Source organism: Sporomusa malonica, assembly GCF_900176355.1.
Classification (GTDB): Bacteria; Bacillota; Negativicutes; order Sporomusales; family Sporomusaceae; genus Sporomusa; species Sporomusa malonica.
Genome location: NZ_FWXI01000002.1, coordinates 205,150 through 214,787, shown reverse-complemented (window position 1 = coordinate 214,787; position 9,638 = coordinate 205,150). Strand labels below are relative to the sequence as shown.

At 42.9% G+C, this 9,638-nt stretch carries 14 protein-coding genes; 1 reads left to right on the top strand and 13 read right to left on the bottom strand.

All coding sequences use genetic code 11. The features are described 5' to 3' along the window. The 13 genes from B9A22_RS03020 to B9A22_RS02960 form a co-directional block, all read right to left on the bottom strand. A partial coding sequence (locus B9A22_RS03020; RefSeq protein WP_483881478.1) for a flagellin family protein occupies positions 1-185 on the bottom strand: 185 nt, incomplete at its 3' end. Positions 186-477: 292 nt separating this feature from the next. After that, positions 478-756: a hypothetical protein gene (locus B9A22_RS03015; RefSeq protein ID WP_176215363.1), complete on the bottom strand. Its 279-nt coding sequence runs from the start codon at positions 754-756 to the stop codon at positions 478-480. Between the two features lie 68 nt (positions 757-824). Continuing rightward, complete coding sequence (gene fliS / locus B9A22_RS03010; RefSeq protein ID WP_084574125.1) at positions 825-1,217, bottom strand: flagellar export chaperone FliS; 393 nt, start codon at positions 1,215-1,217, stop codon at positions 825-827. Positions 1,218-1,257: 40 nt separating this feature from the next. Continuing rightward, entirely contained in the window at positions 1,258-2,757 is a 1,500-nt protein-coding gene (fliD, locus tag B9A22_RS03005; protein WP_084574124.1) for a flagellar filament capping protein FliD, read from the bottom strand. A 21-nt stretch (positions 2,758-2,778) separates the two neighbouring features. Then, positions 2,779-3,135 carry a flagellar protein FlaG gene (locus B9A22_RS03000; RefSeq protein ID WP_084574123.1) on the bottom strand — a complete coding sequence of 119 codons (357 nt, stop codon included), beginning with the start codon at positions 3,133-3,135 and terminating at the stop codon, positions 2,779-2,781. A gap of 95 nt (positions 3,136-3,230) precedes the next feature. Continuing rightward, on the bottom strand, positions 3,231-3,464 hold the full coding sequence (gene csrA / locus B9A22_RS02995; protein ID WP_084574122.1) for a carbon storage regulator CsrA: 234 nt from the start codon (positions 3,462-3,464) through the stop codon (positions 3,231-3,233). A 1-nt stretch (position 3,465) separates the two neighbouring features. Next, positions 3,466-3,930 carry a flagellar assembly protein FliW gene (fliW, locus tag B9A22_RS02990; RefSeq protein WP_084574121.1) on the bottom strand — a complete coding sequence of 155 codons (465 nt, stop codon included), beginning with the start codon at positions 3,928-3,930 and terminating at the stop codon, positions 3,466-3,468. Positions 3,931-3,973: 43 nt separating this feature from the next. Continuing rightward, on the bottom strand, positions 3,974-4,534 hold the full coding sequence (locus tag B9A22_RS02985) for a DUF6470 family protein (protein ID WP_084574120.1): 561 nt from the start codon (positions 4,532-4,534) through the stop codon (positions 3,974-3,976). Positions 4,535-4,573: 39 nt separating this feature from the next. Then, a complete protein-coding gene (gene flgL, locus B9A22_RS02980; RefSeq protein WP_084574119.1) occupies positions 4,574-5,476 on the bottom strand; it encodes a flagellar hook-associated protein FlgL in 903 nt (300 codons plus the stop codon). Positions 5,477-5,490: 14 nt separating this feature from the next. Further along, the gene (flgK, locus tag B9A22_RS02975) at positions 5,491-7,293 is read right to left on the bottom strand and encodes a flagellar hook-associated protein FlgK (RefSeq protein ID WP_084574118.1); all 1,803 of its coding nucleotides are present in this window, start codon (positions 7,291-7,293) and stop codon (positions 5,491-5,493) included. Positions 7,294-7,327: 34 nt separating this feature from the next. Further along, a complete protein-coding gene (locus B9A22_RS02970) occupies positions 7,328-7,825 on the bottom strand; it encodes a flagellar protein FlgN (RefSeq protein WP_084574117.1) in 498 nt (165 codons plus the stop codon). Positions 7,826-7,844: 19 nt separating this feature from the next. Beyond that, a complete protein-coding gene (flgM, locus tag B9A22_RS02965) occupies positions 7,845-8,138 on the bottom strand; it encodes a flagellar biosynthesis anti-sigma factor FlgM (RefSeq protein WP_084574116.1) in 294 nt (97 codons plus the stop codon). Between the two features lie 140 nt (positions 8,139-8,278). Continuing rightward, positions 8,279-8,671: a flagellar protein gene (locus B9A22_RS02960; protein ID WP_084574115.1), complete on the bottom strand. Its 393-nt coding sequence runs from the start codon at positions 8,669-8,671 to the stop codon at positions 8,279-8,281. 381 nt (positions 8,672-9,052) lie between these two features. On the opposite strand from B9A22_RS02960, the gene B9A22_RS02955 reads away from it, so the two are divergent. Then, complete coding sequence (locus B9A22_RS02955; RefSeq protein ID WP_245823766.1) at positions 9,053-9,637, top strand: HD-GYP domain-containing protein; 585 nt, start codon at positions 9,053-9,055, stop codon at positions 9,635-9,637. Position 9,638: the final 1 nt, after the last annotated feature.

Sequence of the window (9,638 nt, the reverse complement as noted above, 5' to 3'; positions counted from 1 at the left end):
GCTTGATCCAAACCACGAATCTGACCACGCATTTTTTCGGAGATTGCCAGGCCAGCTGCATCATCACCAGCGCGATTAATGCGAAGACCAGAAGACAGTTTCTCTAACGAGTTGGAAGTAGCCTTTTCATTAACACCCATTTGACGCAGGGTGTTCAGGGATGCCATGTTGTGATTGATAATCATAGTATTTTCTCCTCCTTGATTTTTCATACCAGGCATCCATGCCCGGCTGATTGAAAATTTAGTAGCAGTTCTCCTATCCGGCCGGCTTAGGCTACTAAGCTACTAAGCTTGTTCTAAATATATTATCGGATAGATGAGCTTATAGCTTAAGCTCATAATGTGTCATTTGTCATAAATAAATTCCTATTATTAGATATTCCTCGCTATACCTGTAGTTTTCATCTAGTTATAATAAAAATAAGATTACTCTACTACCTTCGCTTTGCTAGTAAGTTGGTAGCATTTGGCACTCTTAACTCTCACGATCCATGCGGACACCTGTATAACCTGTCCCCAGACTGTCATAGGCACGAGCTACCTGGCTACGGTGCTTACTGTTATTGTATAGGCGCTGCAAGGCATCAACGATTGTTTTGTTCTGGCTACTGATTGTTGCGATCAAGTTTTGCCCTGCAGCGGTTGTTTTAAAATCATCTTCCGGCAAAGCTGTAATAGTGACCTGAATCCGTTCCCGCTGATCCACAAGCTCTAAAAACAACTCCAAGTCTTGTTTCAATAGTATCTTGGCCATTTCCCTGGTTAAAAAGGCATATTCCTGCCAAAGTTGACTGGCTGTCCGACTCCCTTGTTGTATGGTCATTACCGTGCAACCGTTCTCTGCATCTTAGCCGATTTCATGGCCTGAACCCAGGTATCCCGCAACTCTTGGAGCACGTTTCTAGCTTCTTCTAGCCGCGCTTTGTCCTTTTTTAGATTGGCCTGAATTAGGCAATATTCGATATAGTCATAAAGCTTATTATAGCCTTGCGAAATTTCATATTGCATGTCTAAAGTCGCCATAAATTCGCGGATGATAGCCTGTACCCGCAAATTAGAATTATGGGCTTTTTCCATATTGCCATGGTCAATAGCCTGCATGCTTTCAGCAATAAACCGAAGAGCCCCATTGTAGAGCATTAACGTCAGTTCTTCAGGCGATGCGGTCATTATCTGCTGATGTTTATAGGCATTAGCCATATTGGCAGTATTCATGTATAAATCCTCCTCTAAATGCGTGGGAATAGTAACCCAACTAACCTAACTGCGAAGTCAGCCAGCTGCTCTGCTGACTCAACTTGCTCAAGGCTATTTCCATGGCGTTGAATTTGTTGTAATAACTCTCTTCCATATCATCAAGCCGGTCAGCAAGAGTAGTCATCTGCTTATCATAGTCTCTGATTAACTTAGCCAGCGTACTCTCTGTATCACCGCTGATCCCAGCAGAATATCCAGCTTCGGTCCCAATTTTATCCATAGTTGTTTTTAGAGTGTCATATAAACGAACGGCAATCCCTTGTCCGCTGGTGGAATCACTAGTCGTAGTAAACATTTTATTGATAATGTCGGGGTCAGCTTCGATGGCTTCTTTAAGTTTAGTATCATTAACATATAGCTTACCGTTCTCGGAATAGTCACCTGTAGTTATGCCCAATGATGAAAGGCTGGTGTACTTTCCGGTTAGACCAGCAACAGGATTGTAAATAGCACTGCGCATTTTGCTGACTGCGTCTTGGAGAGTGGAGTTACGGCGCAAAGAGCCACTCTTGGCCTTTGCTTCCCAAGCTGTTATTTGGCTTTCGCTCATAGCTTGCTTTTCGTCATCAGTGAGTGGCAAATAATCTTTGTAGCGATCTTCGGTCAGTTCAGCGTTGATTTTGCTTAAAGTATTGTTATAAGCCTCAACAAAAGCTTTAACGTTGGCGATTGTTTTCTCATTATCAGGCTTGACAGCAATCGTTGTTGTCCCTGCTCCCTGAAGATTATAGGTTAATCCAGAAATGCTAAATGTGTTCGTTGCCTGAGTTATCATGGCACCATCTAATGTAAGCTTAGCGTCTTGTCCCTTATTATTAGCCGGATTAACATCTAGCTTAAGATTATCTTCCAGAAAATCCAGTCCGGCAAGGTCACTTCCTGTAAAATCAAGCGTTGTTGATGCGCCAGTGTTGGTAGTAGATAGGAAAAAACGGTCAAGTGTTGTATCATAGTTTGCTTTTACATTAATACCGGCACTGTTAATATCACTGACAACCTGCATTATGCTTTGGCTGGTATCTATAGATATTTCTTTTGACGATGTGCCATTGGTGATTTTTATCTTAAATGTACCGCTTAAGCCTGTAAATTGGTTAGCAAGAGTATCTTTGGACGCACCAGTGGTAATCGTGTCATCAGCTGTGCCTGTGTTGTCTGGGCCTGCGCTCGTTAAGGTTACTCCTTCAGCTAATTGAGTAACAACAAGACTATGGCTAATGTTAGCAGCGTCTGCAATAGCAGTTACCTTAGCGACTGATTCATCAGACGAAGTCGTCAGTTTAGGTGACACTGTGTTGCTCATCTTATAGTTAAAAACAGTATTGCGGAAGTCGTTGATAGTCGTGTACATGGTATTATAATCCGCTTTTTTCCATTCCGTCTGGGTCTTTTTCTGCACCAGAGTATCATAACGAGTTCGTTGGGCTTTCATTAGGTCTTTGACCAATTGGTCGACGTCCATCCCAGATCCACTCAGTCCGTAAGTGCGTATTGCCATTTTAATCCCCTCCATCGTTCACTAGACTTTTTTATCTAGTAAAACTCCCACGTATTCTTGAATTGCGGCAATCGTATCAAGCAGTTCATGCGGCGGAAACTCTTTCAAAACTTTCTGTTCCTTGCTATCAACTACCTGGACAATCATTCGATGCGTTTTTTCGTGCAAAACAAATTTTAAATCAGCATTTATCAGCTGCATAAACTTGTTAAGTTCACCTGTCATTTTGGACAGATCTTCTTTATTAATATCTTCAGCATTAGATTTGATGTTATCTGGATTCTTGACCCCTACTTCAGTAGAAGCTTGCTCAGTAAGACTACTACCTACTGTTTTGATCGAAGGATAGGTTACAGCTGTACCTGTGTTTACTTCCATAATTAACACCCCAATTTGCAACTTCTCTATGTATATTATCGCAAGACTGAGAAAATTCTTTAGGGTTTTTTAAAAATAAAGGACGCCTCAGCGTCCTACTTAAAAGTCTTTATGCCCTTCAGCATATCCATATTATTCAGATTAACCGGGCTGGCTGACTGTTTGTTTTCATTTATAATAGCCTCATAGATCTCACCACGGTAAATTTTTATTTCTTTCGGAGCTTCAATTGCCAAGCGTACATTATCACCTTTAATATCTACAACGGTAAATATAATATTATCATCGACAATAATGCGTTCGCCGATTTTGCGGGTAAGAGCAAGCATGCTATTTACCCCCCTTAGTGTCCGACCGATCTGTTGGCAATCCTTGTGGGAAAACGCGGTGCCGTACAGTATATACCGACTTTTCCAAAACGATCTGAATCGCACAACGGGTTTTCCAGTTGACGACAATTGGAGCTAGAAGATTAGCAGTCATTTCATCAGTTTTCTCCGGAATACGGACAACGTTAAATATGCGAGGCGGATTATCCTCAGTTAGCTTCAGCTCTGACACGATACCCTCGTCCAACTCGAAGGTATAATCTTGAAAAAAGGCAAATGGTTCGACAATCACAAAGGTTAAATCAGGGTCGGCAGCTGATTGAAGAAAAGAAAACGGGCTATCAGGCTGATATGGAAGAAAGACAAAGGCTTGTTCGCTAGGAAACCCTGGAATCCCATGGGGAAACCGGATAAGTTCGCTCTCGGCAATCTCTATCTGACCAAAACGTGTTGACTGAATAAGCATGGTAATCCCCCTAAGAAACTGTGTTCAGCTAAAGTTGAAAGCGCTATGCTGACATATCAACCGCACTGCCTGTTGTCCACATCTTGATGCTCTGATATTGGGCCATACGAATATTAACCGTACCAGGCCGATAATCCATATCAAGTGTTCCTGGCTCAACATTAATTGTAACATGTCCCTCGATAGGAGTAAACTCCACCGGATGCGCGGTATAATGAATAATTGGTTTTTCCAGATGGGCCCACGTAATCTCAGGTGCAGGGGGATAGCTAGATTCGGCAGCAATATTGGCTATTGCGTTCTCTTGGGTCTCAATTGCGGCTAAGCGGTCACCCTCCTGGGCAATGCGCCCGATAGTTTCAAGTGCTGTTTGCTTCCCAAGTTCGGCGCAGTCCCTCAAAAATTCTCCGTGATCTTTTATCCCATAAGAGGCCCGAAACGGTCTGTTATCGATTTCGAGTTCACCCTGTGGCTGCCTTATTTCCACCGTGGCCGGTTCTGTTTGAATGTCAAGTTTAGACGCTGTAGTTTTCATACCGAGGAAGGGCCGTTCGGTAGTTATATCAATTTTTGCATACTGCTGGGAGATGTTGAGTCTTAGCATAGTTATCCCCCTTTAGAAAGTTAACAATGTGCGTAAAGCTTATTTTAAGAAGTCTACCAGCGATGCCGGCATTATCTTCGCCCCCACTGATAGAGCGTTTTTATAAACGGTTTCAGAGGTTTTAAAATCAATGATGGCCTTGGGGATATCAAGGTCTTCGTTTGCAGCGACATCACCGGTAATTACGACGTTGGCTTTTTCCAGCATGTTTTCCGCTAACAGGTAAGAAGACATCCGAGCCCCAAGCTGGGTCTGGGCTTCCAATAATTTGCTGCTATCCACGTCAAGGTTGGTCAAACCAGTATTCAAAACAACATTTAAATCAGGCGTGCCAGTCTCAAGCTGGCTCTTAATTTCAATCATGTGCTGCAGCATCTCGTTATTAGCACCAAATATCGCTGCACCTGTCAAGTTTACACTATCCTGGGTTGGAGTCGTTACACCAGCTTTAATTTGCATGGATATTTTATTATTATCGCCATAATAAGTGACCGTATCATCAGTCCTGACAAAGGGAAGCGTCTTATCCTGCTGACCGGAAAATATATATCGGTCACCTAACTTAGTATTCCCAATAGTTACAGCTTGGTTGATTAAACCATCCATCTCTGCCGCAATAGCTTTATAAGCTTCTGGTGGCTTCGTCCCATCAGCACTAAGTGCTAACTCTTTAAACTTAATTGCAATTGAACTTAGATTACTCATAGCACTATCGGTACTTTCCATCCAGGATATAGCGTCATTAAGATTCTGGGTGTATTGCTCATTCTCCACCAAACTAACATTAGCACGCAGGGCGCGAATGCTCTTAACCGGATTATCAGATGGACGGTGAAGCTGTTTGCCATCAGTCAATTGTTCCTGGATTTTATTTTGCCGTTCCAATGATTTATTTAAACTTGTTAAAAAATTATACGTTATCATATTATTAGTTACACGCATCTGCAGCTACCTCCTTATCTTCCTACAACACCAGTGCCGTTAATAAGCTTATCAAGCATTTCATCCATCGAAGTTAATATCCGCGCCGCAGCATTATAGCCTTTTTGGAAGCGAATCATATTACTCATTTCTTCATCCATATTAACCCCAGAGACAGATTCACGCGAATTAGTGATTTGGCTGACCAGGGCCTTCTGGTTGTCAGTGAGCCGAGTGGCACTTTGCCGTTGGATACCAAGAGCACCAATGAAAGATGCGTAAAAGGTATCCAGGGATGATTTACCCAGCAGTTCTGAGATATCCACCTTAAGACGGTTGGCCAGGTTAACTGCATTGTCACCAGCCGCAATTCCCTGAGGCATTGAAAAGTTGTATGTGTCTCCATTAGCATTACTAGCTTGGGTTCCAATCTGAACAGTTACGCCATTGCCAATACTGAAAGTTTTAGGAGTAGTTGCCGGAGTTACTTCAATACTTGTATTCCAGCTTGTTCCATTATCAGTAGAATACTCTATGCCAGTTATTGCTCCTGCAGTATTTGCCGTTAGTCTAACCTGATAAGAAACAGAAGCCAAACTTCCCGTATATTTTCCACCAAAAGCAATCTTGCCACCAGCTGCATTACTCTGTGTTATTTGAACACTACCAGCCATGGTTTTGGCAGCAATTTTAGCGGTCCCATCTACCGGGTTAAACAAATCATCATTGACTTTTAAACTATCAATCCACTGGTAACTCTTAGGAGTAGTTGTTCCAAATATAGCTGCATAGTTTCCAGTAACACTATAATCGGAAGTGCTGGCGTTGCCGCTAACGCCAAAAAAATTATATCCTGTTGAATTATCACTACCATAACCAGAGCGCTGGACAGCATTGAATTCCTGCAGCAAGAACTGGCTCATATTTGATAATTTATCTAGATACCCCTTTACGCCAGACGTCTGATCATCACGACTAGCTAACAAGCCCTTTAACTCTCCGTCAGTAAAGTTTATGGTCACTCCAGTAGATTCTGTTACAGATACCACTTCATAGTTATAGTCTGGATCTATACTGCTCTTGGTGGAAAGCTTATAGTTACTCTGCCCATCAACAAGCAATACTCCTGACGATTGGACGATATAATTACCTACTTGATCTTCTGTAACCCTGACATTAATGATGCTTGATAATTGGTCAACCAGATAATCGCGCCGGTCTCGAAGATCGTTAGCATGATCAATTTTGCCTACTTCAACAGCAGTAATCTGTTTGTTTAAGGATACCATTTCTGATGTAATCTGATTTATTGTCTCGACGCGAAGACCAACAACGCTATTCATATCGGAAACCATGTTCCGAAGCTGTTTGTTAGCCTGTTGAATCGTGTCGACCAGCTCGACCCCACGTTCTCGCAGCGCAGAACGAGCACCATTATCTGAACCGTTAGTAGATAGGGTATTCAAAGCTTCCCAAAATTTATTGAGGACTGTCTGCATACCGGTTTCAGTAGGCTCCATAAACACGCCTTCGATTTTACCCAAGCTATCCTGCAGAGTCTGACCATAGCCTAAAGTTGATGATTCTTTCCACATCTGCTGATCAACAAAGGTATCTCTAGCCCGAGTAATAGACTCAGTTACAACACCAGTGCCCAATTGCACCTGTCCGATACCAGCATAGAGCGTCTGGGGATTTGAGGTAACTAGATTTACTCTTTGCCGCGAATAACCATCGGTATTAGCATTAGAAATATTGTGACCAACTGTATCAAGAGACATTTGCTGAGCAAAGAGGCCCCGCACAACTGTATTTAAACCGCCGAATGTCGAACTCATTTCATTTCCTCCGTTAACTGTTGCTTACTAACGATTATGCCTTGGTATCTAATATAGAGCGATTGCGTGCAGTTGGTGCAGTGTTGCCCTTAGGAGCGTAGGTCGTTTCTGCAGCACTTTGACTAAGAATATTGATATTAAAATTAATCAGATCTAATGATTGTTGAATTAATTGAGTATTTAACTCATTCATTTTTGTCAGTTCGCTGGTAATTCCACCAAATCTATCAATAACTAATATTAATTTTCCAGCAGTTTCATTGTCGGCACGTTCAATAAGTGTTGACATCGTTGTTTCATCTGGAGCAAGACCTATCGCCGCAGCAAGCTCGTGTGTAAGCGTTGAACGCATAATTTCCAGTTTGCCTGCTTCAATAATAAGAATTTCCTCTTGTTTTGTCAGCATCTCTATTTCTTGTGGCTTGGCCTCAATCAGGATATCGCGCTTTTTTCGGCTAAGCTTCAGCAGCGCCTGATAGACTTCAAGTGTCTGGTTCAGGAGAATAATCAGTTTTTCCCACATAGCTGTCATTTAAAACAGCCCCCCTTTTCTAGTACAGGCGCTCATTCTTGGAATAGGCAATAATTCTGTCGGCAAGCTCTCTGGAATCGACTTTATACTCGCCGTTGGCAATCCGCTCAGATAGTTCTTTCACTTTATCTTCCCGTACCTCTGGAAGCCCCTTAGCCGTCCTGAGAATCTGGCTTAATTCCTGGGCTTGACTGGATAAAATGACTTCATCCGGGCGCTGGGAGGAGCTTCCCCCTTGACCTTTTGAGCTTTTGGATACTTTAGACTGTTCACCATAAATCTTAGTTATGTTTTGGATATTTTTGATATTCATTAGTGAGCACCTCACACCTCGGGAATTCTTACTTTTAATATCGTCAAAAATGGCGGGGTTATTAATCCCCGCCACACGCAATTAGATATGTTTATCATGTTTTTTCACGCCATATTGCCGCTTTACTCTAAATATCAACGTTAGTCATTATCCAATTCTTTGCCATACATGCGCGAACGTGTCTTTCGTTCTGGCTCATGCTCTTTATGTCGATCCTCAATTCTCATCTGATCCAGGATATTTCTGCTGCACTTATCGCATAGCCGTCCCTCAACAATAGGAGTACCGCAGCTATCGCATGGATAGGAAAGACTGCTGCCGACAATGCGCCCGCTGCGCAGAAGACGCAGGATTATTTTGTGTTTGACCCCGGTGGCATGATGGATTTCTTCCAGGGTTGCTTTACTAGCATCTCTTAAGTATTCCATTACTTTCTCCGCATCGTCTTCTTGTCTGCGGTAGCATTCCGGACATAGCCTGGCGGCGTTTTCAACATAAAGCTTGCCACATTCCGGACAGTTATCTAATCCCATAGCGCTGCCCCCTTTACCTTCCATTGCCATTATTATATATTATTTTTTCTCAATAGCCTAGGTCTTTAGACTCATTTCGAAAATATTAGACATTTATTTTATTTTTCAAGCAGGATTATAGCTGTTTTTGGCTAATTAACAATATTGCTAATTAGCGGATTTTACGGGTGAGGTGCGACCACAGTGAAGCAATCTCACTTTTCGTGTCCTGTAAGAAAGTATAACTTTCCGTCTGGATAAGGCAACATCGGCTTCCGCTTTCGCCAAGGCTCGGCGCAAGCCGTGTTTTCTTTATCAACACTACGGATACCAGTCCAGTATTCATCCTATCATGTACTGGTCTCCTACGAAAGGCAGTTTGTCGTGTATATGCTAACGCTCATGCAGGATCTAGAAGTTTATGCTGGCGATACGGAATCGCTCAACGGCATCATTAGCAATTTTATGCAGCTTATTCAACTAAAGAACGCCAAACTTTTTTTACACAGCCACCAGGTAGCCAATTATGCAGTCAGTGTTGCTGCAAAAATGCGTCTGCCCAGAGAAGAGATTGAGCGCATCCGCATGGCAGCATTATTGCACGATGTTGGGCAGATTACGGTGCCTAATTTAGTGCTGTCCAAAGTGCCGTATCTGTCAACCCGTGAGATGAGCGTGTACAAAAATCATTGCAATGCTGGCAGCTGCATGTTGGAGAATATCCCCTCCTGCCAGGAGCTGATTCCGTATATCCGCTATCATCATGAACGGTTCGACGGCACAGGCTATCCCAAGCGGCTCAAAGGTGTAAACATTCCGCTTGGCGCACGCATCATCGCAGTAGCCAACCATTATGACCGTTTTATCAATCCCTGCACCCAGAACTGGGTTAAGACCAAGGACGAGGCAGTTCGCGAGCTCTTGAGCCTATCGGGTATGGCGTTTGACCCCGAGGTTGTCAGGGCATTTATTGATGCGTTAGGATAGT

What these genes read in the sequence shown, in the direction of transcription:
- fliD (WP_084574124.1), bottom strand. Translation starts at nt 2,757, where the DNA reads ATGGCAATACGCACTTACGGACTGAGTGGATCTGGGATGGACGTCGAC.
- csrA (WP_084574122.1), bottom strand. Translation starts at nt 3,464, where the DNA reads ATGCTTGCTCTTACCCGCAAAATCGGCGAACGCATTATTGTCGATGAT.
- B9A22_RS02960 (WP_084574115.1), bottom strand. Translation starts at nt 8,671, where the DNA reads ATGGGATTAGATAACTGTCCGGAATGTGGCAAGCTTTATGTTGAAAAC.
- flgM (WP_084574116.1), bottom strand. Translation starts at nt 8,138, where the DNA reads ATGAATATCAAAAATATCCAAAACATAACTAAGATTTATGGTGAACAG.
- B9A22_RS03000 (WP_084574123.1), bottom strand. Translation starts at nt 3,135, where the DNA reads ATGGAAGTAAACACAGGTACAGCTGTAACCTATCCTTCGATCAAAACA.
- flgK (WP_084574118.1), bottom strand. Translation starts at nt 7,293, where the DNA reads ATGAGTTCGACATTCGGCGGTTTAAATACAGTTGTGCGGGGCCTCTTT.
- fliW (WP_084574121.1), bottom strand. Translation starts at nt 3,930, where the DNA reads ATGCTTATTCAGTCAACACGTTTTGGTCAGATAGAGATTGCCGAGAGC.
- B9A22_RS02970 (WP_084574117.1), bottom strand. Translation starts at nt 7,825, where the DNA reads ATGACAGCTATGTGGGAAAAACTGATTATTCTCCTGAACCAGACACTT.
- B9A22_RS03015 (WP_176215363.1), bottom strand. Translation starts at nt 756, where the DNA reads ATGGCCAAGATACTATTGAAACAAGACTTGGAGTTGTTTTTAGAGCTT.
- B9A22_RS02955 (WP_245823766.1), top strand. Translation starts at nt 9,053, where the DNA reads ATGCAGGATCTAGAAGTTTATGCTGGCGATACGGAATCGCTCAACGGC.
- fliS (WP_084574125.1), bottom strand. Translation starts at nt 1,217, where the DNA reads ATGAATACTGCCAATATGGCTAATGCCTATAAACATCAGCAGATAATG.
- flgL (WP_084574119.1), bottom strand. Translation starts at nt 5,476, where the DNA reads ATGCGTGTAACTAATAATATGATAACGTATAATTTTTTAACAAGTTTA.
- B9A22_RS02985 (WP_084574120.1), bottom strand. Translation starts at nt 4,534, where the DNA reads ATGCTAAGACTCAACATCTCCCAGCAGTATGCAAAAATTGATATAACT.